We start from the raw sequence: 24016 nt of genomic DNA, 5'->3' as shown, positions 1-24016 counted from the left end.
GCTACTCTCCCTACACAAGTTTTGGGGCAAAAATCATTAGAAATTAGGGTGATATTTGACTGTAGATCAATTTAAACCCTTCGAGTCGTTGCTTGAAAATCTTTAGCCCGCTAAGCAATGTGATCACGCCTGGGGGTCTCACGTTGATGTTTCTTGGTGTCCAGCCTCCTAGTCGGGCGATAATCCATACAGCCCAAGCAATACTATTGGTAGGGTTCTGGTTGGCCTGGCTAGCCGTACGTCCTTCCAGTTTAGGGAGCAATGCTTTTAGCAAGAGGAGTTCTACATTATCAAAGACGAGCCTGGCACTATCTGAAACGGTTAGTGTTCGACCTTGTCGCAACGCCAGCACCTTGATTGCCTCCCCGTAAACCAAGTAGATTAGTCGTTTGAGTGCCATTCCACTACTAAATTGACTTTTCTCCAGCTCGAACCCCTGACTTTTAGTGAGGCGAAAGAAGTCCTCTATCCACCAACGCTTGACGTACCACTCGACAGCTTGAAGTGCCTGCACCAAGTTTGTTACCTCATGAGTAGTGTACAGATACCAGTGGAGAGGTTCTTCCCCTTCGGCCCTTTCCCCCGCTTCTATCTCTTTGACTTCTATGGCCTGTATGGAAATTGTAGCTGGATGATCTTTTTTCAGCCGATGTAAACTAGAAGGACAAACAACTTCTACAGTTGACCACCTGATGGTCATCTGGGCGGTGCGGTCGCACCGTTTTTTATTGCCCTTGATTTCCAACTCGTACTCCCCTTGCCAGGGCTGGTCGTCCAGATAGGCATGAAGCAACTGTCCATTGGCTAATTTACGGTTTTGTGCACTTCTGATCAACAACTTAACCCGGCTATCAAAGGGGTGGGCGAAGAGCTCATACATATCGGCTTCCCGGTCAGCAATGGCTGTAAAGTTTTTCACCTTTGGCATCTTGGCCACACTATCCTCTATTGACTTGATCCAACGGTAAGAATGCTTTTCGGTGATGGGCTGCTTGGTATAACCCCTGTTTGCTTTCAGTTCCCGATCCTCTGGCAACTGGTAGATTGCTAAGTCGGTAATCCCAAACGGAATCCCCGTTGCCTCATCGAAGCCCAAGGTCGGATGCACGAACAGACCCAGCGAACGGTTATCCCCCAGAACGCCAATATCGGCATCATCCGCCGAAAACCGCCCTCGGTGTGCCTCGAAGTTGTACTGCGTGGTGTCTTGAACCAACACGACATGATCCAAGTCTTGCAAGTGACAAGGTGCTGAGAGTAACTCTCCCAAGTCTTCCAGCGTGACATTTTCATTGTTCATAAACCGTTCTGTGGCTACTTGCTCGGCCTTGTTCGAGCCGAAGCGGTTTACAACGCATGTCAGGCTCAGACGGATCAGCGAGCTGATCTTGTCAAATCTTTTTTTAAACGAATCTCCATGAGGTAAATATGCGATGTTTTAACGAATAAACTTGTGTAGGGAGAGTAGCCCCATGTGGGAGGGGTGCCCAGGAGCCGTGATTTATTTTGTTTAAAAATTTGATTTCCAGCAGATTGTGTGTTAACTGCCTTCGAAGAAATAGTGCCTACCTCCATCACTCTGGTTACGAAAAATATTTTGCTCAAGCACGAAAAGTGACCAGAGAAGGTCACCCCTCACCCTGCGGGGAGGGGACGGGGGAGGGGTAGTATCCGGTGTCCCCCACTTTTTGAACGGATACACCGTTCCGATCTAAGCATCTGAAATCAGCGAATATCCAGGCTGCGTACCCAGACGTCGCTTACCCAAAAATCAGCACCAACACCAGCAAAAAGATGCCTGCACCGGCGGCAATCAAGCGGATTTTTTCCGTTTGCTGCTCTTCAGCGCGCATTTTTTTCCGTTGCTGGTTGAGCGGGGTTTCCACCTCGTGGTTGATGCGGCAGTCGTAGGCGTAAGAATCGCCGCCGGTGTGGTCGATGGTCACTTCACAGAGTTCCTGGTCGAGGAAAAGGCTGTAGGTTTTTGACTCTTTGACCGCAAAATCGATGGCGACCACACGGTTGTTGCAGTGGACGACCACGTGGTGGGTCGTCTCTCCGTGGAAAAGACCTAAATTATAGGTATTTCCCTGGTGTCCGGTAATACTCCAGGCGTGCTGTGCCATAGGGATGCGGGCAGGATGAGGGGAATGGTTCGCGTACCGGGTCTCCCGAGGGCTACGCGGCTGAATTTCAATCGAAAAGGTAAGGATAAAATTCGAAACTCCGCAGATTTTAACATCCTCCGGCCCTGGCGGCGGCAAAAAAACGCAGGGGAGCTGCGCTGCCGGCGGGGGGAATCTCCTGAACCAGAAGACGGCGCGTCCGTTTTCTCCCCATGCCCCAACACACCACACTTTCGCTTTTGAGATACGATGGCTGGCGCGCGCGGACCTGGGCGCTGGCGCAGATGGGCCTGGCCCCGGCGCAGCTGGCGGCCTCCCGGGGGCTGCGCTTTGGTCGCTTACTGGGCAGCGGCGGCGGTAATGGCTTCAGCCTTGCCCCCAACTGGGGCGTTTACGCGTGGCTGGGGCACTGGGAAGACCGGGCGGCAGCGGAGGCTTTTTTTGCCACCCATCCCTGGTGGCAGCGCACTGCGGCCTACCGCAGCGAAGCCGTCACCTTCCACCTGCGGGCCACCATGAGCCACGGGGAGTGGGGAGGAGAGCGCCCCTTTCCGGCCGAGCCCACCGCCTACGACCCCGCCCAGCCCGTAGCCGTCATCACGCGGGCCACCATCCGTACCCGTAAGCTGGCCGACTTCTGGCGCTACGTCCCCCAAACGGGAGACTCCGTTTACGAACACCAAGACCGTCTGTTCAGCATCGGAATCGGGGAATACCCGGTGTTCATGCAGGCCACCTTCAGCCTCTGGCGTTCGGGCAAGGCCATGCAGGAATTTGCCTACCGCAGTGCCCACCACAAGGAGGTTGTGCAACTCACGCGGGAAAGAAATTGGTACAAGGAGGAGATGTTCACCCGCTTCGCCGTACTGGGCCAGGAGGGCAGCTGGGGCGGGCTGTAGGGGCGCGGTCGCAGGTGCAGGGTGGAGGGACGCAGGAGCAAGGGCCGTAGTGGGCCCGCAAAAAGTGTGGCTGGCGGGCGAAAAATTTCTCGGCGGCGGAAATCGCTCTATCTTCGCGACCATGCGATTAGCCTTTCTTTGCTCACTGTTTTTGCTTTGCACCTGCGTCAGCGCCCAACAGGAAACGCAGCGCAGCCCAACCAGCGATCAGCTGATCGAACAGTTGGACCAGGCCGATACGGACGGGGAGCGCTACGGGATACTGTACGAACTGACCGGGCAGCTGCTGGAATCGGGCCGCCGTGCCGACCAGGAACTGTCCCTCAACTTCAGCAAGCAGCTCTACACGACGGCCCAGCGGATGAAGGACGCCAAACTGATGGGCCCCGCTGCCTACACCCTGGCCCTGGCCTACCGCGCCCAGCGGGATGAGCGGAATACCGATAAATTCATGGCCGAGGCCGTTACCCAGGCCATGCGCGCAGGCGATGCCGACCTGATCATCAACGCCGTAGCCGAACGCACCCGCCTGGCCGCCCGCAACCAAAACTACCGCGAGGCCACCCGCATCAACCAGGAAGCCCTCGATTACTTCACCCGCAACGGCTCCAAAGACAACAACATCGAAGCCCTGCGCGCCCGGCTGGAAACGGAGCGCGCCACCCTGCAACGCCGCCGCCAGGAGGTGGAGCGGGAAACGCAGGGACTGACCAACGAGGTCAGTCGGCTGGAACAGGAACGCGCCCAACTGCAGGGCAACAACCAGCTGCTCCTGCAAGAAAACACCGTGCGGAGCCGGCAACTGGAGGCCAGCTCCGAACAACTGGCCGTCCGCTCGCAGGAGCTGACCCAAACCCAGGAGGCCAAAGCCGCCATTGAGCGCAAGGTGGCCCAGACGCGGCAGGAGATCAAGGAACTCAGCCGCGAGGCTCTGGAACAAAAAACCCTGGCCACCGAAGCCCGCGAGATGCTGGCCCAGGAGGCCCTCGTGCGCCAGTCCGCCGAAATGCAGGCCGAGCGGGCCGCTACCCAGCTCTACATCGCCGCCGGGGCCGGGCTGGCGCTGCTGCTGCTGGCACTCACCTTTTTCTCCCGCTTCCGCGTCAAACAACGGGCCGCGAAGCAACTGGCGGTGGCCAACGAAGCCCTCCAGCAAGCCCGCGAGCAATCCGACAATCTCCTGGAAAACATCCTGCCCAAAGACATTGCCAAAGAGCTGAAAAGCACCGGCAAGGCCCAGGCCCGGCAATTCCCCGATGCTACGGTCTTATTTTGCGACTTCGTCAACTTCACCAAAACGGCCGAAAGCCTGGGGGCCGAAGCCCTGGTGCAGGAACTCGACGTGTGCTTCAAGGCCTTTGATGCCATTGTGGACCGCTACGAGGGCGTCGAAAAAATCAAGACCATCGGCGATGCCTACATGGTGGCCAGCGGGCTTTCCTCGCGCAAGTCGATGCCCAACGACATCGTCCGGGCGGCCTTGGAAATGCAGCGTTTTCTGGTGGCCGAAGGGGAAAAGCGGGCTTCCCTGGGCCTGCCCTACTTTACGGGCCGCATTGGCTTACACACCGGGCCGGTAGTGGCCGGGGTGGTGGGGGCGCGGAAGTTTGCCTACGACATCTGGGGAGACACCGTCAACGTGGCCAGCCGCATCGAAAGCAAAAGCCTGCCGGGGAAAGTCAATATTTCGGAGACGACCTACAACCTCATCCGCTACCGCTTCCGTTGTACCTACCGCGGCAAAGTGGAGGCCAAGAACAAAGGAATGCTCGATATGTACTTCGTGGAAGAAGAGCTGGTGGGGCAGACCTGATGCACTTCAGTACCTTCCACCGTGCATCTCCGCTAAATTTTACGTTAATTTACCGCACCGATCAGCTAAGTTACGCCCATGGCATTACAGATGAAACAAGAAGGCGGCTTTGATTACCTGGAAACTGGCGGGCCGGGCGAGCCGCTCGTGCTGCTGCACGGCCTCTTTGGGGGATTGAGCAATTTCGGCGCCCAGATTGATTTTTTCCAGGAGAAGTACAACGTCGTTATTCCCACCTTGCCCATCTTCACCCTCCCGCTGCGGATGGTTTCCCTGGCGGGGCTGGTCGATCATTTGGCGGCCTTTATCAAGTACAAAAAATTTCCGCCCGTGCACATCATGGGCAACAGCCTGGGGGGGCACGTGGCCATCCTCTACGCGCTCGATCACCCGGAGCAAATCGCCACGATCACCCTTTCGGGCAGCAGTGGACTCTTTGAAAGCGCCATGGGCAACACGCTCCCACCCCGGAAGAACTACGAGTTCATCAAACAGAAAACGGAGAGCACTTTCTACGACCCCGCCGTTTCGACCAAGGAACTCGTTGACGAGGTATTCAGCACCGTCAACGACCGCCTGCGGGGCCTGCGCATCATCATGACGGCTAAATCTGCGGTGCGGCACAACCTGGCGCATAAGCTCGACCAGATCAAAGCCCCCACCCTCCTCATCTGGGGCAACCAGGACACGATCACGCCCCCTTTCGTCGGGGAGCAATTCAAGGAACTCATTGCCGACTCCGAGCTTTACTTCATCGATAAATGCGCCCACGCCCCGATGATGGAGCGCCCCGAGGAATTCAACGCCATCATGAGTGATTGGCTGGAGCGGGTGGCGGCGCGGACGGAGGCGGTTTGAGGGGGTGTCTCCCCCTTTCCCGAAGCACAAATGGGCACTAAAAAAGCCGTTAGCCCCGCCCAATAAGGTGAGGCTAACGGCCTGCGGAGAAACATTTTCCCCACGTTGAAAATCATTTTAAAACCCGCTTGCCTTACTGAGTAGCGGCGTTGGCATCAATCAGGCCCCAACCGAAACTGCCGCTCCGGCCCGGGTAGATGGAAGAAGCCTGCTTGAGGCGGTCCAGTACCTGGGCGCGGGATTGGCTGGGGTTGGTGGCCCATACCAGGGCGGCAATGCCCGCCGTCGTAGCGGTGGCCGCGCTGGAACCTCCGACGTAGCCGGGGTTATTATTAAACCGGCTCAGGGTCAGGCTCGTGCGGTCGCTGTCTTCGCCGCGCTGCATGACGATGACGAAGTCAACGGCACTACCGTCGTGGCAAGTGTTGCACCGTTGCATGGGGGAGCTGGAGCGGATACCGGTGACGGCCGTGGTGACGCTCATGTTGGCGGGGAAGATGACGCCGTACCAGCTCGTCCAGCTCAGGGAGGTGCCGGCGGCGCAGAGGATCAGCTTACCGCGGTTGTAGGCATAGTAGATGCCGTCTTCCACCGTGCCGCTGCTGAACACGTCGCCGATGCTCATGCTCACGATTTTTACGTCGGAACGATTGCCGATGGCCACCAGGGCATTTTTCACCCCCTTTTTCTCCTTGCTGCCGTTGATAATTACGTCGGAAGTGGCGCGGTAAGTCACCAGATTGGCCTTGTAGGCAACGCCTACGGTGTTGCCCGCGCTGGTGCGGGGGGCAGCGGCGAGGCCGGCCATCTGCGTGCCGTGGCCACACTGATCGTTGGGGCCGTCGGTGCTGCTGCTCCAGAAGCTGGGTTCGTAGGTACCGAACTTACTGATGGTGCGGCCGGTGCTGGAACCGCTGCTGAAGGCGGAGCCGAGTTTGTCTTGCTCGGGGTAAACGCCCGTATCGATGATGGCGATGCCGATGTTGTCGCCCTGGGTGCGGGTCCAGGCCTGGGGGATGTTCATCCAGGCGTAGTTCCAGGGCTGCTTGGCGTTGGGGGAGATGGTGGTGAAGTCGGCAGCGTTGATGTTATCCGTGGGCGCTTCGGAGCAACCGGAGCCGGAGCGGAGTTCCACCTCACCCGCGTTGTAGTTGGAGGGCTCCAGGTAGCGCACCTCGGGGCGGGTCCGGAATTCCGCCAGGATGCCGGGGTGGAGCACCTTGATGTCGAGAATGGGCAAGACCCCGTCTTCGGGCGAGACGAACAGTTCTTCTTCCGTGATGGCATTGCCCGTCAGGCGCTCGGTGGCGGCCAGCAGATCGGCCACCAGGGCGTCGCGGGTGCTTTTCCAGGCGCCGCTGTTGACGTCGATTTCGTGGATGGTCTCCCGCAAATTCTCGTAGCCAGCGGGCTGGTAGCCGAGGACGGCCTCGTTTTGGCTCAGCTCCAGGGCGCTCCAGATGACGTGGTCGGTGGTCTCATTCCAGTTAAAAACCTCGTTGGTGGCGAAGAGGTGGGCCTCCACCAGTTTGTTGAGTTCGGCCTTCGTCAGGGGGTCCTGCTGCACCGTGGGGGTGCCCGCCTCAGTCATTAAAGCCTCGTCCGTACAAGCGAAGAGGGTGAGCGCCAGGGCGCAGCAAAGAAGAATACGTTGCATAATCAGAATGGTATTACGGTTGGGTGAACGGATTGGGGCGCGGCCGCAGGTGCTAGGGCAATGGACAAAAGAGCAAAGTCCAGCCAGGCCAGTACCACCCCCAGAATCAGAATAAAAGTGCGTGATTAAGGATAAAGAGATCGGTTTATGCCGCTAAAAATACACACTGAAAAATTTTTTGCGAAATTTCGCTGTGTTAAATTTTTAACAGGCCTCCTTCCCTCGTCCCATCTACCGCCCTAAAGCCACGGAATAAGCATTAGGCCTGTCTACCATCGCTGGCCGGAGCTTGGTCTCCCCCGAGCGCGCCTGGGAGGCTGGTGGGCCAACGAATGTCCTCCCCTCCCCGTACCTTTGCACACCTTTTGGATTGATTTACGCTTATGCCTTTGATTACCAACAACGGAACCTCGCCGCCCTACCACCTCGTGGAGGTTTTAAGAAGCCTGTGGCGCTGGCGCTGGCCCATCCTCTACGTTACGGCTGCGGGCACCTTGCTGGCCATCGTCGTTGCCTTGCTCCTGCCCAACTACTTTACGGGCCGCACCAGCTTTTTGGCCATCAGCCCCGACCAGGCTACGATCGACGGCATCTTCGGCACCACCAGCAACCGGATGCAGTTTTACGGCAATGGCGACGACATTGACCGGCTCCTGGCCATTGCCGAGAGCGACGAGCTGGTGGATTTTATCGTCGACTCTTTCCACCTTTACCGCGTCTACGACATTGACAGCACGCTGGCCAAAGCGCCCTTCTACGTGCGCAGCGAATTCCTGGGCAACTACGACGTAAAAAAGACCGACCGCGACGCCATCGAATTGGCCGTCGACGACCGTGACCCCGTCCGGGCCGCCGCTATGGCCCGCGCTGCCCGCGAAAAAATCAACGCCGTCAGCATCCGCCTCATCCAGGGTACGCAGGGCCGGACGGCAGCGGGACTGCGCGAAGAAATCCTCACCCGCGAAAGTGCACTGGCCGAGCTCAACGACCGCCTGAGCGACCTACGGAGCCGCTACGGCATTTACGATACCCAGACCCAGAGCGAATCCCTGGCTGGCCGTACCAGCGCCCTCGACGAAGAACTGGCCATTGCCAACGCCAAAATAGCAGCCTACCGAAGCCGGGGTGGCCGGAGTGCCCAGGATAGTATCGCGAAGTACGAAATCAACCTGGCTGGCCTGGCCAGTGCGCGCACGGCCCTCGATAGCCAACTCCTGAAGCTCAACGCCAGCCTGGGGCCCATCGATAACCTGGAGGAAGAACGGGTGCGCCAAAACGACGCCCTCTCCCGGTCCCGCATCCGCCTGCGGCAGTTTGAAACCATCATGAGCGGCAATCAACGGGCCCTGGAGGTGATCGAGGAGGCCCAGGTTCCCGTAGCCAAAAGCAAGCCCATGCGGAGCCTGATTGTGGTCGTCTCCGCCTTTTTCAGTTTTCTGATCGCCGTCGTCGGCGCCCTGCTGATTGATACTGCGGGCAAGTACGATTGGCGCCAAGTGCGGGAATGAGCGCATAACTCCCCTCCCGAACAATCTGCACAATGCCACCAGTAAGCGACATCGCGGGTCCGGGCGTTCCCGGCAGTGGAAGTTACCCCCTCCGGGTGTTCTACGCCTACGCAGTCCTGTCGTTGGGCAGCCTGGCGCTGGGCATCGGGATGGAACGCTACTACCTGGCGGGGCTGCCCGTCTTGCTGTGGGTGATGGCCCAGGCTTTTCTCGACTTCCGCCCCCTGTTCTGGTTGCTGTTGGCCACCATTCCGCTGAGTACCAACATTACCCTTCCCGGGGGCTTCGGCACTGACCTGCCCACTGAGCCCCTCGCCATCGGCCTGACGGGCCTGCTGGTCTTACACGCCGCCCGGCACTGGCCCAGCTACCGCGCCGGGGCCTTTGGCCACCCCATTGCCTGGCTGCTGTACCTGCACGTGGGCTGGATTTTGTTTACGACGCTCTTCAGCGCCATTCCGCTGGTGAGTGTGAAGTTTTCCCTGGCCAAACTCTGGTACGTCGGGGCCTATTTTTTGGTCCCCCTGCTGCTGATCGATTCGCCGCGCCGCGTTAAGGTGATGGTCCACTGCATTCTCTGGCCTTTGCTTTTTGTGGCGGTACAGACGCTGGTGCGCCACGCTGCCTACGGCTTTAGCTTTGCCATGCAGTACAAGACGATGCACCCTTTCATGAGCGAACACGTCAGCTACGCCGGCAGCCTGGCCACGTTTACGCCCTGGCTGTTTTACCTGCGCTGGTGGCTCCGCGAGAAAGGCCTCAGTACCTGGTGGTGGAGTTTCTTGCTGCTGCCCGTGTGGTTGGCGGCGGTTTATTTTTCTTTCACCCGCGCGGCTTTCGTGGCCCTGGCTCTGGCCAGCGGAGCCTACCTGCTCATCCGTTGGAACCTGCTGCGCCCCGCCCTGGTGCTGGCGCTGGCAGGAGCCTTGGGCCTGGCGGTCTACTTCGTGCGCAACGACCGCTACCTGGAGTATGCCCCAAATTTCGATAGCACCATCTCCCACGAGCGCTTTGACAACCTGATCAGCGCGACCTACAAGCTGGAAGACATCTCCACGATGGAGCGTTTCTACCGCTGGGTGGCGGCGGGCCACATGGTGCCTTACCGGCCGTACACGGGTTGGGGGCCGGGGAATTTTCTGGACAATTACCGGGGCTACACCGTCAATTCCTTCCGGACGTACGTAAGCGATAACGAAGGCCGCTCCGGCATCCACAGTTATTACCTCATGACGCTGGTGGAGCAGGGCTACCCGGGCCTGATCATCTTCCTCCTCTACGCCTTCGGGGCCCTCTTCATCGCCGAACGCATGTACCACCGCCAAAGCGACCCGGCCGCCCGGCACGCCATCATGGCGGCCATGCTGGCCATGCTCGTAGTGGATGCCTTCAACATCCTGAATGACCAGATGGAAACCGATAAAGTTGGCGCGCAATACCTGCTGAACCTGGCGGTGTTGATTAACATGGGGATTTTTCGTAGCCGCTCGGAGGGAGTTTAGTAGTTCATAGTTCATAGTTCATAGTTCAATAGTGCTCTTGCCTAGTGAACTAACGACTACTGAACTATGAACTACTGCTACCGCAGCAGCCAAAAGACGAGCACCAGCGCAACCATCCCCGCCACCAGGCTCAGGAAAACGTAACCCGCTGCGGCCAGGAAGAAACCTTCTTCGGCCAGCAACCAGGCTTCGGCGGCGAAGGTAGAAAAGGTGGAAAACCCTCCGCAAAAGCCGGTCATCAGCAACAACTGCAGTGGTTTGGTGAGCCATTCCCGGGCCACGAGCGCCAGCAGCAGCCCCAGCAGGGTACAGGCCAGCAAATTGGCTGCTAAGGTAAACCAGGGCAGTTTCCCTTGGGCAAAATCCGCCGCCGGCAGCCAGCGGGCCAGGCCATAGCGGGCCAGACTGCCCAGACCGCCGCCCACGAAGACGAGCAACCAATTCAAGCCGGTTGCTTTAATTCCACCGCCTCGTGCTGGCTCACCACGTGGCCGGCCTTGATCAACCGAACGTTACGGTGGAGAACGAAAGTCAGCAGCATCGCAATGCCAATCATCAGGGCCAGTAGAGCGTGCAGCCCCAAAAGCCCGTCCAGCGAAAAGGCCAGGCTGATGAACAAAAGGTTGGCAATGCCCAGGATCGTGGTGGCCTCCATGTGGCTATAGCCAGAATCGATCAGGAGGTGGTGAATGTGTCGCCGGTCGGGCTGCAGAGGGCTGACGCCCCGGAGGGCTCGCGTAACGAAAACCCGGATCGTATCAAAGAGCGGGATGATCAGGATACTCACCACCACCGCAATTGGTTCGGCAAAGCGGTACTTCGAAGGAATGGTGGCCGTAGCGCAAAGGTCGATGAACTTAATGGCCATCACCCCCAGCAAAAGCCCCACCACCAGCGCTCCCGTATCCCCCATAAAAGTCTTGGCGGGCGTCACGTTGAACCGTAGGAAAGCCACCAGGCTCCCCGCAGTAGTCATGGAAAGCACCCCCAGGTACAACTCATCCACCATAAAAAACCACACCCCAAAACACAGGCTGGCAATGCTGCCCACCGTGGCCGAAAGTCCGTTAATACCGTCAATGAGGTTAAAGGCGTTGGTAATCACCAGCAGGGTAAAGCCCGAAACCAAAAAGCAGAGCCAGCGCGGGAAAGCGTCCGCACTCCCCCAGCCAAAAAGGCCGTACATCTGGTCCAGTTGCACTTCGCCCCGGGTAATGAGGATGGTGATGGACACCAGGATGCCCACCATTTTATACAAAGCCGAAAGGTTCTCAATGTCGTCCTTGATCCCCACCAGAAACACGATGACGATGGCGCTCAGGATGAATTGCAACTGATGCCACTGCCCGTACGGCGTCAGCAAAAGCGTCGTAAACATGATGCCGATAAAGATGGGAACGCCGCCAATGCAGGGCGTGGCCTCTTCGTGGCTGCTGCGGGCGATGGGGTTGGCCACCAGCCCTTTGTTGAGGGCAATGCGGATGACGGAGGGGAGAATGGCGTACACCAATGCAAAAGACATCAGCAAGCTCAGCACGAGGGTCAACATAGTTCTTGGGAGTATAGGGTGGGGACGAGTAACTAGCGAGGGTTTTCAAAGGTAAGGCCTAACACCTTAATTTTGCCAATCCCAGCCCGCTTTATTCGGGTATTCTACCGCACTTAGGTAAAGCCCCGTCGGCGGCGCACTGTGCGGTTGCGGCAGGGCCGACTGCCGATCAAGCACCTCCCGCAAGGTCTCCAGGCTCATTTTTCCCTCGCCAACTTGCAGGCAAGTCCCCACAATCAACCGCACCATCCCCCGCAAAAAGCGGTTGGCCGAAATGTGAAAAGTCCATTCCTCTGGCCCGAAAACCCAGCGGCTTTCCGTCAGCGTACACTCCATCGTAAACGCGTCTGAGTGGGCTTTGCAGAAAGGTGCAAAAGCCCCGTAGACGAGCAAAAGTTGGGCAGCCGCCTGCATCTTCTCCTGGTCGTAGCGCTCACTGCGGGGCAGCAGCGTGGCGGTTTCGGTCTGGAAGGGGTCCTTAGCCAGGCGGATGCGGTAGGTGTAGGAGCGGCTGCTGGCGTGGAAGCGGGCGTGAAAATCGTCGGGCACCCGCCACAGTCCCAGCAAGGCCACGTCTTCGGCCACAAAGCGGTTGTAGCGCGCCAGGAAAGCCGGGGGGATCGTGCCGCCGAAATCGAAATGCGCCACGTAGTAGCTCGCGTGCACGCCGGTGTCGGTCCGCCCGCAGCCCACGATTTTGATTTCCTCGCCCAGAATGGTGCTCAGGGCGGTATCCACCGTTTCCTCAACGCTCAGGGCGTTGGGTTGGCGTTGCCAGCCGGCGTAGCGGGTGCCGCGGTAGGCCAGTTCCAGTGCATAGCGGCTCACCCCAGGGTCTTTTTGGCCGACGTCGTGACGAAGGGCGGGTTGAGGTAGAAGGGCTCGTAGGTGGCTACGTCGACCAGGCGGGAGGTAGTGGGCGCGGACGCAGGTGCGAGGAGGTGGACGGCGGAGCAATGCCGGGGCCCGCTCAACTCCGGCCTATGTGCCCCGGGTGGAAGGTGTTCCAGCAGGCGCTCGCCCCCTGGCCCGCACACCCGGAAGTGGGCCGTACTGGCTGCCAGCACAATTTGCTCCAGCCAGTCGGGTTCGAGCAGGCGGAGGTTGTGGGGCTCCCGGAAATACGGATGCCAGCCGGGGGGCATCCCCTGCTTGCCCACCGTTGCCGGCACCTGCGGCCGCGCAAGATGCCCAGCCTCTTGTGTGGTCCCGACGAGCGATAGCGGATCTCGGGACCGCGCCCCCAAAAAGAGCTGGCCGAATACTTCGCCACGCCGCGAATTGATGACGGCCAGCGTGGGCGCTTCCGCCGCCGGAGCCGCCAGGGCCAGCGCCGCCAGCGTGGGCACCACCCGCAGCCGCAGCCCGGGCAGGGCCACGCACAAACCCTTGGCCGTGGCCGCCCCCACCCGCAGGCTCGTGTAGCTGCCGGGTCCGTCGCTCAACACAAGTTCCTCCACCTCGCGCAAGGCCACTCCCGCCGCCGCCAGCACCTGCCGGATGTAGACGGTGAGGTGGCTGGAATGGCGGTGGGCCTCCGGAGCGGTGTACTCCGCCAGCAGGGTCTCCCCCCGGGCGACGGCCACGGAACAGACATCGGTAGCCGTTTCCAGTAAAAGACGCATCATAATTGCAGCTCAGTCGGTGCCCAGAAGTGCCGGGCAAAATCTACCACCTGGTCATTTACCACCCGCACGCCCTCGGCTTCGAGCCGCTCCTGCATCAGGGTGGGCGTGGCGAAGTTGTTGCGGCCACTCAGCTCCCCCTTGCGGTTGACCACCCGGTGCGCGGGCACCTCATCCTCCGCCAGGCACTGCCGCATCGCCCAACCCACCATCCGGGCGCTGCCCAGGGTAAGGAAGTCGGCAATGGCTCCGTAGGTCGTCACCCGCCCCGGAGGGATCATGCGGGCGACGTCGTGGACGTCCTGGATGTACTGTGCCATGGCTCAACCTTGCCTCAACGCAGGATCTCTACGGCCTTCTTGCGGTCGCGCTCCGACTTGGGCATAGTGCCAAAAACGTAATCCCACAGGGGCTGGGAAACGCCGAAGAGCACTTCGTCTTCGCTGTAGTGGTGAATGGAGTGATTGACCCACAGGGCCTTCAGGAAATTCTTGGGCGGGGGGTACATGTGTACCGTGTAGTGTACCATCAGGTACATGGCGTAGCCCACCACGAAGCCCGCCAGGTAGGCAAAGGCGTACTGCGCAAGGACGAGCTTGAACAGGAAGAGCAGCGTAGTGGCGATGATGACGGCCAGGATCGGCGGCATGGCCAGGCGGCGCTTGTCTTTCGGGTAATCGTGGTGAAAACCGTGCATGTTGTAGGTCATTTCCTTGTACTTATCCGACGCACCGTGGGGGGGATGGTAAACCCAGCGGTGGACGATGTACTCCGTCAGGGTAAAGGCCAGCGTGCCCCCCAGGAAGAGGCCGACTACGGCCAGACCGGGGATGTCGGTCTTCGCCAGCGTATACCAGAGCAGCCCTATGGCGTATGCGAAGAAAATGATGATGGGCGTGGCGATGTGGGTTTGGCTGAGCCGGTTGAGAATTTTGTTCTCAAACATCGGCGGGGCCTCGCCGTTGGATTTGAACTTACTGGATTGCGTTTTCATAAGGCGATATGCTGTGATGGTAGGGATGCCAAAAACTGGTGCCGTTGCGGGGGGCGGGGGGGATCTACCGCTGGCCTGCCCCCGGTTTAAGCCAGGTTAAAGCGCTCTTTAATTTTACGGCCGTACATACGTTTGTAGACCCGGTACATGCGTTGGAGGTGGCGGACACTGTAGGCGGCGGGTTCGCCGTTGGGCCGGAGGTAGCCCTGTTCTTTCATCCACTCGTCGTTGAAGACCTTGCCGAGGTAGCGGCTGCCGTGATCGGGGAAAAGGACTACAACGACGTCGTCGGGCGTCAATTGTTTGCGCATGGCAAAGACGGCTTCCAGGGCCGCCCCGCTGCTGTAGCCCAGCAACATGCCTTCGCGGCGGGCCAGTTCGCGCACGCGCAGGGCGGCGGCGCGGTCGCCGACCTTGATGAACTCGTCGATGAGGTCAAAGGCCACGTTATCGGGAATGATCGTCTTACCGAGTCCTTCCACCTTCCAGCTGAAGATCTCGTCGGCGTCAAAAATGCCCGTTTGCCAGTACTTTTTCAGGACGGAGCCGTAGGCATCCACGCCCACGATGGTGACGTTGGGGTTCTTTTCCTTCAGGTAGCGCGCGGTGCCGGAAAGGGTGCCACCGGTGCCGGCACAACAAACGTAGTGGGTCACTTTACCATCGGTATCGTTCCAGATTTCAGGACCGGTAGAATAGTAGTGGGCGTTGCTGTTGTCGAGGTTCCAGTTCTGGCGGAGGTAGAAACTGTTGGGAATATCGGCGGCCAGGCGCTCGGCCTGGGAATAGTAGGAGGCCGGGTCTTCGGGCTCCGCAGCGGCCGGGCAGAGGACGATCTCCGCGCCCAGCGCCGTCAGCAGCGCCCGTTTTTCGGGGCCCGCTTTGTCCGTCAGGGTCAGTACACACTTGTAGCCCTTTACCGCCGCAATCATGGCAATGCTGAAGCCCGTGTTCCCGCTGGTAGCCTCAATGAGGGTGGCACCGGGCTGGATGCGGCCTTTTTTCTCCGCCTGCTCAATCATGTACAGCGCCGCACGGTCTTTGGCCGATTGTCCGGGGTTGAAAGACTCCACTTTGCCGTAGACTTTGGCGGAGATGCGGGAGCCGCAGATGCGGTCCAGGCTGACCAGCGGCGTATTGCCAATGGTACTAATAACACTTTCGTGACGCATACATTGTGTTTCTGTTATCCCATTAAGTAGCGGACCAAAGTACAAACACCCGGAGTAAAATAGTAGTTCGTATGGCCCGGCCAGGGGTACTTTAGTTGTCCAGTGCCCGGTCGTACCCGGGCGGAAAAGGCAGTTCCCAGCTTAGCCGCTGGCGTCTTTTTAGCCTGCTACCCCGAAAAGTTGTTGATTAGCCAAGCTAAGCGGGTACTTTTACGGCGCAGTGAAGCCAGCAATTCATCACTCAACCCACCCCGAAAGGTGCAACTGCGCCACAAAAGTAACCATTTCACCCGGCACCGCCCCAATTGCCGAACAATCTCCCGCATTAAGATGGCAAAGTTCGCCGTTTCTCTCAAAGCAAGGCTGCTGCTCCAGGACCACGGAAAAATCCTCCTGCTCAAGCAAACCAAACCCAACGGAGGCAACTACTCCCTGGTGGGCGGCACCATTGAACGCAAGGAATTCGCCATCCAATCCCTGATCCGCGAAAGCTGGGAAGAAGCCGGCATCAAACTGGCCGAAGACGACCTGGAACTCGTTCACGTCCTCCACAAAAAGTCCAACCGCGCTCACCGCATCGTGCTCTACTTCCGGGCCTACCACTACATCGGAAGCCCCCAGAGCCGCGAGAAAAAGAAGTTCGAAAACGTGGAGTGGTTTTCCCTCAAGCAACTGCCGCCGAAGCTGACGGGCACCGTCCGCCACGTCCTCAAAGCCTACAACGCTGGTCTGATGTACTCCGAAATGGAAAATTGACGGGCTCCGCAACCGCCCGGCATTCAGCGCGGGTCTAAGCTCCCCGTGGTTTCTTTTTGGTGAGCACCATTTTGCCCCGCTGCCGCTTGGCGCCAAAAACTTCGTTGGTCACCTCTTGCCAGAACCCCACCAGGCGGGGGTTCCAGAGGTCGTCTTTAAACGCAATCTGGTATTGCCGGTTAAATTCGGGCATTACGTCGTTATCGGGGTCACCGGCAAAGCTTACCTCGACCATGCTGATGGACATATCGCCGTGCAACTGGCCCTTAAGGTCCATCCGCAGCGTGCCGCCCGTGGGCAGTTGCACGAAGCTGCGGCCCTCGATGTACACGCCCTTGGTCGTCAGGTAGAGCTGCATTGGCAGCTGCTCATTGGAGTAAATCCCGCCCACCACCATGGTGCCTTCCCACATACCATCAAGGTTAGAACCGCGCTGGGCATTTTGCTGGGCGCTGACGCAGGATGCAAAGCAAAGGATAAGGGAGCAGAGGAGGGTCCGGGAAAAGCTCATCGGGCAAAAGAGGTATGGGGGTTACGATGCAGAACGCAGTGGTTTTGGTGGAAGGGCAAAAAAATGGTGCTGGCCAACTGGTGCGGGGCGGTTTCCCCAGCGGGAAGGTCCGCCCCGCACCGGTGGGCCAGGGTGCAACAATTACTGTACCAGAATGCGGCGCACGAAGGAGCTGCCGTCGGGCAGGTACACGCGCAGGACGGTCCAGCCCCGTGGTGCCTGAGCCGGGAGGCGCAGGCCGGCGTCAGTGCTGGTCTGGCCCTGGGCCAGCTGGCGGCCGCTCAGGTCGTAGAGGAGGTAAGGGTAGCTGCCGGCGGGAAGTCCCTGCAGTTGAACCTGGTCGCCCGCCCGCACGGGGTTGGGGGCCAGGCTCACCTCCGGGCGGGCGGCCACCTCACCCGTGCTGACGGGGAAAATATTGGCCAGGGCTTTAAAGAACTCAATGGTACGTACCGCTGCGGGCAAAACGCAGCCGCCGTGGTTGCGCGCACCCCCGCTTTCCAGCAACACGCTGCTGCTGCCGTTGTCGCGCATCACCGAGTCCGCCAGGATGGCGTTCTGGAAGGGAACCTGCTCGTCTTCCGTACAGTAGTAAATTACCGTTGGGGCGGTGGGGGCCCAGTCGTAGGTATCGTTGTCGATGAGCGCGCGGACGATGGCCGAAGAGGTGTCTTTGGTCTCCAGCGCCGCCAGGATAGAGTCTTGCAGAATGTCGCCCAGGATGGCATTGTTGCTGACCAGCAAGTTGGTCAGGCGAACGTTGAACTCATCCAGGCTGGTAATTCCCCGGGCGAAGGAATCGATGGGGCTCAGGTAGGGTTCCACAAACGCCTGCCCGAGGCTATCGAAGGCGCCGTAGACGTAATTGTAACTGACGTAGGTATACACGATGTAGCCGGGCAGGGTGGCCAGTTCCTCCTGAAAGAGGGTTTCGCGCATTACGTCCGAGATGCTGTAGGGGCCGGAAAGGTGGGTGGCGGCGGTTACCGTCAGGTTGTCGTCCCCGGGGTTGGTCTCCAGGTCGCGGTGCAGCGCCTGGGTAGCGTGCCCGCCCTGGCTGTAGCCGGTCAGGAAAAGTTGTCCGTTTTCGCGGATGCCCTGGCTTTCCAGCCAGGACCGGACGGCCAGCAGCATATCCCGGCCCGCGCTGGCTTCCGTGGCGGCGTGGACGTAGGGGTGGATGCCGTCGCTGTCCCCCAAACCAAGGTAATCCGGGGCCAGGGTGATGAATCCGCTGCCCGCAATGCCCTGGGGCAAGAGCCGCTCTCCTACCCCCTCCCGGCTGGGAACGGCCTCGCGGTTCCCGGCCGTACCGTGATTGTAAACGGCCAGGGGGTAAACCAGATTAGCGTTGTTCGGGACGCAGAGCAGGCCACTGGCCGTATCCGGCTGGCCAAAAGCATCGGTAGTGGTATAAACCACCTTGAAATTCCGTACCCCGTAATCAATGCTGATGGCCGGCAGGAGCAGGTCAAGGATGAAACGATCAATGCCGGGTTGTTCCTGGACACTCACAATCTCCTGCGCCCGCAGGGAAAAGGAAGCAATGAGGGAAAAGAAAAGAATGGGTAGTAGTTTTTTCATAGAAGGAGTAAGTAGCAAAAAGCCTACGGAGTTTAGCGTAAGACCAGTTTATCAAAAATAGTTCGGCAATAGTGGCCAGCGGCAGCCAGCGTTGGCGGCAAACCTACTGCCCGAGGCACAAGATATCAATGGTTTCCGTACGGATCACATTGCTGAGGTTGCCCGCACGGTCGCGGATCTGAATGGCGTAGGAAAAAGTATCGACGGGGAAGCTTGGGTCTTCCGTGCAAAAGCGGTTGTTGAAGATGCAGCAGATGGCCGACGTGTTGATGACGGTAACAAAAATGTCTCCGCTGATGCCATTTCCCGTGCCTTCCTGGGGAATGAGGGGCAGCGTGAAGGGGGTCTGGATCCCCAGGCGGCTATCCGTAAAAAAGATGTCCACACTATCGGTGGTACTGCTCAGGCTCAGGTCGCCATCGCCGTCCGTAAAAGAAAAGTGTACGATGATGCTATCCAGCGGCCCGTTCGTGAATTGGTAGATCTGGTTCTTGTTGATGCCTTCGTAGGTCAAAACGGGCTCAATGGGGAAATCCGGCGGGTTAACGCAGGCGGCAAAGCAGAGGAGGGGCAAAAGATAGAAGATTCGATTCATGGCCGGTTTGACTTTTGGGCGGGGCAAGTGTTAAGGCAGCATGGAAGCTTTTTCCCCGGGAAGTACGCAAGAGATGGAACGCACGCGGCTGCTCAGTCGCATCCGGAAAGTAAACGCCGCTACTTTCGAAGCGCTGGCGCTGGACGTCTTCCGCTACCAGGCGGCGTACAATGCTATTTACGCACGTTTCCTCGATTTGTTGCAAGTGGAGCCTGCCCGCGTCTCCAGAACGACGAACATTCCCCACCTGCCGATTGCCCTGTTCAAAACCTGCTTCCTGCAAAGTGGCCACTGGGAAGCCGCCCAAATTTTCAGCAGCAGTGGCACTACCGGCGACCAGACCAGCCAACACCCCTTACGCGACCCCGCCTGGTACCGCGCCAACGCCCGCCGCGCCTTCGAGCGGCAGTACGGGCCACTGCTAGGCAGACCCATCCTGGCGCTCCTGCCCGCTTACCTGGAGCGAACGGGCTCCAGCCTGGTCTTCATGGCTGAAGACTTCATCCGGCAATCGGGCCACCCCGCTTCCGGGTTTTTCCTTAAAGACCTGGAAGGGCTGCACGATGCCCTCCTCCGCCTGCGCGACGCCCCCGGCCCCGCGCCGCTGCTCATCGGGGTAAGCTTCGCCTTGCTCGACCTGGCCGAGCGCTTCCCCACCCCACTCGGCCCCACCATCGTGATGGAAACCGGCGGGATGAAAGGCCGACGCCGCGAACTGACCCGCGCCGAACTGCACCACACCCTGGCGGAGGCCTTCGGGCAAACCCACATCCACTCCGAATACGGCATGACGGAACTGCTGAGCCAGGCTTACGCCCCCCAGCGTGGCCGCTTCATCCCCGCCCCTACGCTGAAGGCCACCGCGCGCGACATCACCGACCCACTCGCTACCCTGCCCAACGGCAAAACCGGAGCCCTGAACCTGACCGACCTGGCCAACCTGGACACCATCAGCTTCATCGCTACCGACGACCTCGGGCGGGTGGATGCAGACGGACAATTCGAGGTGCTCGGGCGCGTGGATGCCAGCGACGTGCGGGGGTGTAATTTGCTGGTGCAGGGGTAATGGTTCCGGACGTCCCGTCCGGTTGGCACATAGGTATAAGCCGGACGGGACGTCCGGAACCGGGCAAACTCCAGGAGCATGAAATACTGCGAAGCAAAACTCCATGGGCTGCATCTACCGGACGGGACGTCCGGAACCGGGCAAACTCCAGGCAACTCCATGTTTAACTCCAGGAGCATGAAATACTGCGAAGCAAAACTCCATGGGCTGCATCTACCGGACGGGACGTCCGGAACCGGGCTAAGCGGGCAGCAAGAAGGTTTTGCGGATATTGGATACGGAGTTGGCGTATTCGGCTTTGGCCGACATGGCTTTCCACTCCGGGTGGGCAATGAAAACCTGCCAGTTGGCATTGCGTTCCTCCATGTCCTTGAAGTGTAGCATATAGACCAGGCTGGGGCGGTAGGGGCCGCTGATCATCTCGCCGAAGAAAACGGGCAGAAGGCCTACTTTATAGAAAAGGGGGAATTCTTCGTCGTTGAACATTTTGATTTTGCGGCGGACGGCGTCTTCGCTGTAGCCTTCGTAGGTGCGCAGTTCAAAGAGGCCGGCATCGCCCGGGTCCTGCACCTGGGGCATGCCCGTGAAAGCGTGCAGGAGTTGGGAGCTGTAGCGGCTGAAGATGGGCTTTTCGGCGGGTACGGCGGTGTAGCCGCTGGCGGCGGCCTGGTAGGTGGCATCCTGGCTCAAATCCTGGGCGCGCAGGTAGGTATCTGCGTTGGGGTAGGAAATCAGCCCCCAGAGTTTGGCGGGTTCTTCGTTCCCCAGCTCTTTCATGGTGCGGAAGTCGGCGCAGCCCAGGCGTTGCAGGGCGGGGGCCAGCGCGTTTTTCAGGTAGTCGAGGAGGAGGGCTTGTCCGCTGCCCCCGAATTTTATTTCGTAGGTCCGCAGTTCCAATAGCTGGCGATCGGCCGCAGCGGTGTTGGGCGCCAGCGGGGAAGCCCCCAGGGCGAAAGGAAGGGCGGCAGCACTGGCGGCGAGGAAATTTCTTCTTTGCATGAAAAGTGTAATGGTAGTTCTACGCAGGAAAACTCCTACTCCCGCAGATGGTTGTGCGCCGTGGTTTTCTCCGCACTTCGGGCTTTGTGCGGGGCGGCGGGGAGATGGCGGGGCGCTGCGTGACAACTCATCCGGGAATAACGACGCTTCAGCCTGACGCACCTTGCACCTGCGGCCGCGCCCCCTGCTTCTTTGTGGCAACAATTACAAAAAACCATGAAGAACGTGTACTTATCTTCCCAGGCCAACTGGTACAGCAAATTGCTGCTGACCCTGATTTTTCTCCTGGCCCTGGCGGTGGGCCTGGCTGCCCAATCGATAAAAGGGCAGCTGCTCGACGGGCAATCGGAGATGCCCCTGATCGGCGCCACGGTAGAACTCCTGAGCCTGGAGCCCAGCCGGGGAACGACCACCGACGGGGATGGCTATTTCAGTTTTACGGACGTCCCCCCCGGCCGCCATACCCTCCGCCTGAGCTACCTCGGCTACGAGGGCCGCAACCTCCCGAACATCGTGGTCACGGCGGGCAAAGAAACGCTGCTGAACCTCAGTCTGGAAGAAAGCATCGCCGAGCTTTCTACCGTTACCGTGACGGCCAAGACCAAACCCGGAGAATCGATCAATGACATGGCCACGGTGAGCAGCCAGACTTTCACCGCCGAGAGCGTCAACCGCTTTGCGGGGGGGCGGGCCGACGTTAGCCGCATGGCCAGCAACCTGGCTGGCGTGGCTACTTCGGACGACAGCCGCAACGACATCGTCATCCGCGGCAACTCCCCCACCGGCCTGCTCTGGCAGCTCGAAGGCATTCCCATCCCCAACCCCAACCACTTTTCCACCCTCGGCACCACGGGTGGCCCCGTCTCGGCCCTGAACCCCAATATGCTGGGCAACTCCGACTTTGCCACCTCCGCCTTCGCCGCCGAGTACGGCAACGCCATCGGGGGTGTTTTTGACCTTTCCCTGCGCAAGGGCAACCGCGACCGCTACGAATTCATGGCCCAGCTGGGCACTTTCTCCGGCCTCGAAGCCATGGCCGAAGGGCCGCTCAACAACCGGGGCGGAAGCTTCGTGGCCAGCTTCCGCAACAGCTTCGTCGGGCTGGCCGAAGCCATCGGCATCCCCATCGGTACCAACGCCACGCCGGATTACCGCGACCTGACCTTCAACGTCGACTTCGGCAACAGCAAAGCCGGGCGCTTCTCCGTCTTCGGCATCGCGGGGACGAGCAACATCGACTTCCTGGGAACGGAAACCGACTCCACCGACCTCTTCGCCAACCCCAACCGCAACTCCTACGTCAATAGCTACTTCGGCGTCATTGGCCTGCGCCACAACCTCATCACCGGAGAAAACACTTACCTGCGGACCATCGTCAGCGGCTCCTGGCAGGGCAACACTTTCGAGGAGTACGCCATGAACGACGAAGGCGGGGACGGCCTGATCTTTACTGACGTAGACGACAACACCAGCCGCTACAGCATCAAAAGCTACCTGAACAGCAAAATCAGCAATCGCCTGACCATCCGCACCGGCCTCCAGGCGGAATCCATCGGCCTCGCCACCCTGGTGGACGATCGCGACGGACAGCCCGACCGCGACGGCGACGGGCAGCAGGACCTGGACCGGCTGCGCGACTTCGACGGCAGCTTCGGCCTCTACCAGGTCTTCGGGCAGGCCCGCTACCGCGTAGGCAGCAAAATGACCCTCAACCTGGGCCTGCACAGCCAGTACTTCAGCCTCTCCGAATCCTTCGCCGTAGAGCCTCGCCTGGGCCTGCGCTACGAAGCGACGGAGAAACTGACGCTCAACGCCGGCTACGGACGCCACGCCCAGACGCCAGCCTTGCCCGTTTATTTCTTCCGCGACATCACCACCGGCTCCCCCGACGCCAACCAGAATCTGGGCTTTTTGCTGGCCGACCACTACGTTGTAGGTGCCGACCTCGCCTTCGCGCCCAACTGGCACCTGAAGACTGAAGTGTATTACCAGGGGCTTTCGGACATTCCGGTGGACAACTTCCCCTCCAGCTTCTCCATTCTCAACGCCGGCGCCGACTTCGTTTTCCCCGAACGCGGCAGCCTGACCAACACGGGAACGGGCCGCAACTACGGCCTGGAAGTAACCCTGGAACACTACTTCGCCAAAAACTGGTACCTGCTCTTCACCGGGTCCCTGTTTGAGAGCAAGTACACGGGCAGCGACGGCATTGAGCGCAATACCGCCTTCAACAACAACTACGTGACCAACCTGCTGGCAGGACGGGAATGGGCCTTCGGCAAAGACCAGCGCCACCGCTTCACGATCAACGCCCGGGTCACTACTTCCGGCGGACGCTACTTTAGTCCCGTCGATTTGGAGCGGAGCCGGGAATTCCAGACGGACATCCGCGACGAAAGCCGTGCCTTCACCGAGCGCTACACGCCTTATTTCCGGACCGACCTCAAGTTTGGCGTGCAGCTCAACAGTCCGAGCAAAAAATTCAGCCAAAGCTTTTTCATCGACTTCCAGAACCTTACCAACCGGGAAAACGTGTTTCAGGAGCGCTTCAACCCGGTCACCGGGGTAGTCAATACGGTGTACCAGAGTGGCTTCTTCCCAGACATCCAATACCGCGTACAATTTTAGCACCGGGGCTGGCGGGTGTATTTTTTCGCCTGCCAGCCTTACTTTAACCTGAGGTTGAGCCTTTGCAGTAATCACAACTAATTGGTCTTCAACGCCTTTTAAAAGGCAGTTCAGTAGCTTTGTAGTTCGGTAGTTCGGTAGTGGACAATGCCCAACTACAAAACTACCGAACTA

22 protein-coding genes are annotated in these 24016 nt (G+C 59.4%); 8 read left to right on the top strand and 14 right to left on the bottom strand.

Annotated features, from left to right (window positions below):
- Positions 1-43 precede the first annotated feature (43 nt).
- Positions 44-1300 (bottom strand): IS4 family transposase, encoded by a 1257-nt coding sequence (locus tag H9S92_RS06955; RefSeq protein WP_187465081.1) that lies wholly within the window; start codon positions 1298-1300, stop codon positions 44-46.
- A 460-nt stretch (positions 1301-1760) separates the two neighbouring features.
- Positions 1761-2126: a hypothetical protein gene (locus H9S92_RS06950; protein ID WP_187465988.1), complete on the bottom strand. Its 366-nt coding sequence runs from the start codon at positions 2124-2126 to the stop codon at positions 1761-1763.
- Positions 2127-2365: 239 nt separating this feature from the next.
- Here H9S92_RS06950 and H9S92_RS06945 point away from each other — a divergent pair, with 239 nt between their 5' ends.
- The 3 genes from H9S92_RS06945 to H9S92_RS06935 all read left to right on the top strand — a co-directional run bounded on the left by H9S92_RS06945 (position 2366) and on the right by H9S92_RS06935 (position 5696).
- Positions 2366-3025: a hypothetical protein gene (locus H9S92_RS06945; protein WP_246463700.1), complete on the top strand. Its 660-nt coding sequence runs from the start codon at positions 2366-2368 to the stop codon at positions 3023-3025.
- A gap of 121 nt (positions 3026-3146) precedes the next feature.
- Positions 3147-4838, top strand: a complete 1692-nt coding sequence (locus H9S92_RS06940) for an adenylate/guanylate cyclase domain-containing protein (protein ID WP_187465986.1) — start codon at positions 3147-3149, stop codon at positions 4836-4838.
- Between the two features lie 78 nt (positions 4839-4916).
- A complete protein-coding gene (locus H9S92_RS06935) occupies positions 4917-5696 on the top strand; it encodes an alpha/beta fold hydrolase (protein WP_187465985.1) in 780 nt (259 codons plus the stop codon).
- 133 nt (positions 5697-5829) lie between these two features.
- Here the strand turns inward: H9S92_RS06935 and H9S92_RS06930 are convergent, their stop codons facing one another.
- Complete coding sequence (locus H9S92_RS06930; protein ID WP_187465984.1) at positions 5830-7353, bottom strand: S8 family serine peptidase; 1524 nt, start codon at positions 7351-7353, stop codon at positions 5830-5832.
- Positions 7354-7736: 383 nt separating this feature from the next.
- On the opposite strand from H9S92_RS06930, the gene H9S92_RS06925 reads away from it, so the two are divergent.
- Positions 7737-8861: a Wzz/FepE/Etk N-terminal domain-containing protein gene (locus H9S92_RS06925; RefSeq protein ID WP_187465983.1), complete on the top strand. Its 1125-nt coding sequence runs from the start codon at positions 7737-7739 to the stop codon at positions 8859-8861.
- 32 nt (positions 8862-8893) lie between these two features.
- The gene (locus H9S92_RS06920; RefSeq protein ID WP_187465982.1) at positions 8894-10363 is read left to right on the top strand and encodes an O-antigen ligase family protein; all 1470 of its coding nucleotides are present in this window, start codon (positions 8894-8896) and stop codon (positions 10361-10363) included.
- Between the two features lie 77 nt (positions 10364-10440).
- On the opposite strand, the gene crcB is transcribed toward H9S92_RS06920, so the two are convergent.
- The 7 genes from crcB to H9S92_RS06885 all read right to left on the bottom strand — a co-directional run bounded on the left by crcB (position 10441) and on the right by H9S92_RS06885 (position 15703).
- The gene (gene crcB, locus H9S92_RS06915) at positions 10441-10809 is read right to left on the bottom strand and encodes a fluoride efflux transporter CrcB (RefSeq protein ID WP_187465981.1); all 369 of its coding nucleotides are present in this window, start codon (positions 10807-10809) and stop codon (positions 10441-10443) included.
- Positions 10806-11912 (bottom strand): glycosyltransferase family 4 protein, encoded by a 1107-nt coding sequence (locus H9S92_RS06910; RefSeq protein WP_187465980.1) that lies wholly within the window; start codon positions 11910-11912, stop codon positions 10806-10808. The genes crcB and H9S92_RS06910 overlap by 4 nt, the downstream gene beginning before the upstream one ends.
- A 66-nt stretch (positions 11913-11978) precedes the next feature.
- On the bottom strand, positions 11979-12740 hold the full coding sequence (truA, locus tag H9S92_RS06905) for a tRNA pseudouridine(38-40) synthase TruA (RefSeq protein ID WP_187465979.1): 762 nt from the start codon (positions 12738-12740) through the stop codon (positions 11979-11981).
- On the bottom strand, positions 12737-13540 hold the full coding sequence (gene tsaB / locus H9S92_RS06900) for a tRNA (adenosine(37)-N6)-threonylcarbamoyltransferase complex dimerization subunit type 1 TsaB (protein WP_187465978.1): 804 nt from the start codon (positions 13538-13540) through the stop codon (positions 12737-12739). The genes truA and tsaB overlap by 4 nt, the downstream gene beginning before the upstream one ends.
- Positions 13537-13857, bottom strand: coding sequence for an MGMT family protein (locus H9S92_RS06895; RefSeq protein ID WP_187465977.1), 321 nt, complete (start codon positions 13855-13857; stop codon positions 13537-13539). Before H9S92_RS06895 ends, tsaB begins: the two co-directional genes overlap by 4 nt.
- 14 nt (positions 13858-13871) lie before the next feature.
- Positions 13872-14531 carry a sterol desaturase family protein gene (locus tag H9S92_RS06890; protein WP_187465976.1) on the bottom strand — a complete coding sequence of 220 codons (660 nt, stop codon included), beginning with the start codon at positions 14529-14531 and terminating at the stop codon, positions 13872-13874.
- Between the two features lie 86 nt (positions 14532-14617).
- The gene (locus H9S92_RS06885) at positions 14618-15703 is read right to left on the bottom strand and encodes a PLP-dependent cysteine synthase family protein (protein WP_187465975.1); all 1086 of its coding nucleotides are present in this window, start codon (positions 15701-15703) and stop codon (positions 14618-14620) included.
- Between the two features lie 330 nt (positions 15704-16033).
- On the opposite strand from H9S92_RS06885, the gene H9S92_RS06880 reads away from it, so the two are divergent.
- Positions 16034-16459, top strand: coding sequence for an NUDIX domain-containing protein (locus H9S92_RS06880; RefSeq protein ID WP_187465974.1), 426 nt, complete (start codon positions 16034-16036; stop codon positions 16457-16459).
- A gap of 34 nt (positions 16460-16493) precedes the next feature.
- On the opposite strand, the gene H9S92_RS06875 is transcribed toward H9S92_RS06880, so the two are convergent.
- From H9S92_RS06875 to H9S92_RS06865, 3 genes are all read right to left on the bottom strand, one after another.
- Positions 16494-16970 carry a hypothetical protein gene (locus tag H9S92_RS06875; protein WP_187465973.1) on the bottom strand — a complete coding sequence of 159 codons (477 nt, stop codon included), beginning with the start codon at positions 16968-16970 and terminating at the stop codon, positions 16494-16496.
- Between the two features lie 141 nt (positions 16971-17111).
- Positions 17112-18554, bottom strand: a complete 1443-nt coding sequence (locus H9S92_RS06870; RefSeq protein WP_187465972.1) for an alpha/beta hydrolase — start codon at positions 18552-18554, stop codon at positions 17112-17114.
- A 103-nt stretch (positions 18555-18657) separates the two neighbouring features.
- A complete protein-coding gene (locus H9S92_RS06865; protein ID WP_187465971.1) occupies positions 18658-19149 on the bottom strand; it encodes a hypothetical protein in 492 nt (163 codons plus the stop codon).
- Positions 19150-19189: 40 nt separating this feature from the next.
- Between H9S92_RS06865 and H9S92_RS06860 the strand changes: the two genes are divergently transcribed.
- Positions 19190-20215 (top strand): long-chain-fatty-acid--protein ligase, encoded by a 1026-nt coding sequence (locus H9S92_RS06860; RefSeq protein WP_246463698.1) that lies wholly within the window; start codon positions 19190-19192, stop codon positions 20213-20215.
- A gap of 240 nt (positions 20216-20455) precedes the next feature.
- Here the strand turns inward: H9S92_RS06860 and H9S92_RS06855 are convergent, their stop codons facing one another.
- Positions 20456-21214 (bottom strand): NIPSNAP family protein, encoded by a 759-nt coding sequence (locus H9S92_RS06855; protein ID WP_187465970.1) that lies wholly within the window; start codon positions 21212-21214, stop codon positions 20456-20458.
- A gap of 225 nt (positions 21215-21439) precedes the next feature.
- Between H9S92_RS06855 and H9S92_RS06850 the strand changes: the two genes are divergently transcribed.
- A complete protein-coding gene (locus H9S92_RS06850; protein WP_290283712.1) occupies positions 21440-23842 on the top strand; it encodes a TonB-dependent receptor in 2403 nt (800 codons plus the stop codon).
- Positions 23843-24016: the final 174 nt, after the last annotated feature.

It is taken from the genome of Neolewinella lacunae (assembly GCF_014349155.1).
Classification (GTDB): domain Bacteria; phylum Bacteroidota; class Bacteroidia; order Chitinophagales; family Saprospiraceae; genus Neolewinella; species Neolewinella lacunae.
The sequence above is the reverse complement of the archived record's forward strand: the minus strand, read 5'-3'. Positions and strand labels throughout refer to the sequence as shown.

Coding starts and splice junctions, on each gene's coding strand:
- H9S92_RS06935 (WP_187465985.1), top strand. CDS start 4,917: ATGGCATTACAGATGAAACAAGAAGGCGGCTTTGATTACCTGGAAACT.
- H9S92_RS06930 (WP_187465984.1), bottom strand. CDS start 7,353: ATGCAACGTATTCTTCTTTGCTGCGCCCTGGCGCTCACCCTCTTCGCT.
- H9S92_RS06865 (WP_187465971.1), bottom strand. CDS start 19,149: ATGAATCGAATCTTCTATCTTTTGCCCCTCCTCTGCTTTGCCGCCTGC.
- H9S92_RS06890 (WP_187465976.1), bottom strand. CDS start 14,531: ATGAAAACGCAATCCAGTAAGTTCAAATCCAACGGCGAGGCCCCGCCG.
- H9S92_RS06925 (WP_187465983.1), top strand. CDS start 7,737: ATGCCTTTGATTACCAACAACGGAACCTCGCCGCCCTACCACCTCGTG.
- H9S92_RS06895 (WP_187465977.1), bottom strand. CDS start 13,857: ATGGCACAGTACATCCAGGACGTCCACGACGTCGCCCGCATGATCCCT.
- H9S92_RS06950 (WP_187465988.1), bottom strand. CDS start 2,126: ATGGCACAGCACGCCTGGAGTATTACCGGACACCAGGGAAATACCTAT.
- H9S92_RS06885 (WP_187465975.1), bottom strand. CDS start 15,703: ATGCGTCACGAAAGTGTTATTAGTACCATTGGCAATACGCCGCTGGTC.
- H9S92_RS06940 (WP_187465986.1), top strand. CDS start 3,147: ATGCGATTAGCCTTTCTTTGCTCACTGTTTTTGCTTTGCACCTGCGTC.
- H9S92_RS06920 (WP_187465982.1), top strand. CDS start 8,894: ATGCCACCAGTAAGCGACATCGCGGGTCCGGGCGTTCCCGGCAGTGGA.
- H9S92_RS06870 (WP_187465972.1), bottom strand. CDS start 18,554: ATGAAAAAACTACTACCCATTCTTTTCTTTTCCCTCATTGCTTCCTTT.
- H9S92_RS06955 (WP_187465081.1), bottom strand. CDS start 1,300: ATGAACAATGAAAATGTCACGCTGGAAGACTTGGGAGAGTTACTCTCA.
- H9S92_RS06910 (WP_187465980.1), bottom strand. CDS start 11,912: ATGTTGACCCTCGTGCTGAGCTTGCTGATGTCTTTTGCATTGGTGTAC.
- H9S92_RS06875 (WP_187465973.1), bottom strand. CDS start 16,970: ATGAGCTTTTCCCGGACCCTCCTCTGCTCCCTTATCCTTTGCTTTGCA.
- H9S92_RS06855 (WP_187465970.1), bottom strand. CDS start 21,214: ATGCAAAGAAGAAATTTCCTCGCCGCCAGTGCTGCCGCCCTTCCTTTC.
- H9S92_RS06860 (WP_246463698.1), top strand. CDS start 19,190: ATGGAAGCTTTTTCCCCGGGAAGTACGCAAGAGATGGAACGCACGCGG.
- tsaB (WP_187465978.1), bottom strand. CDS start 13,540: ATGATGCGTCTTTTACTGGAAACGGCTACCGATGTCTGTTCCGTGGCC.
- H9S92_RS06880 (WP_187465974.1), top strand. CDS start 16,034: ATGGCAAAGTTCGCCGTTTCTCTCAAAGCAAGGCTGCTGCTCCAGGAC.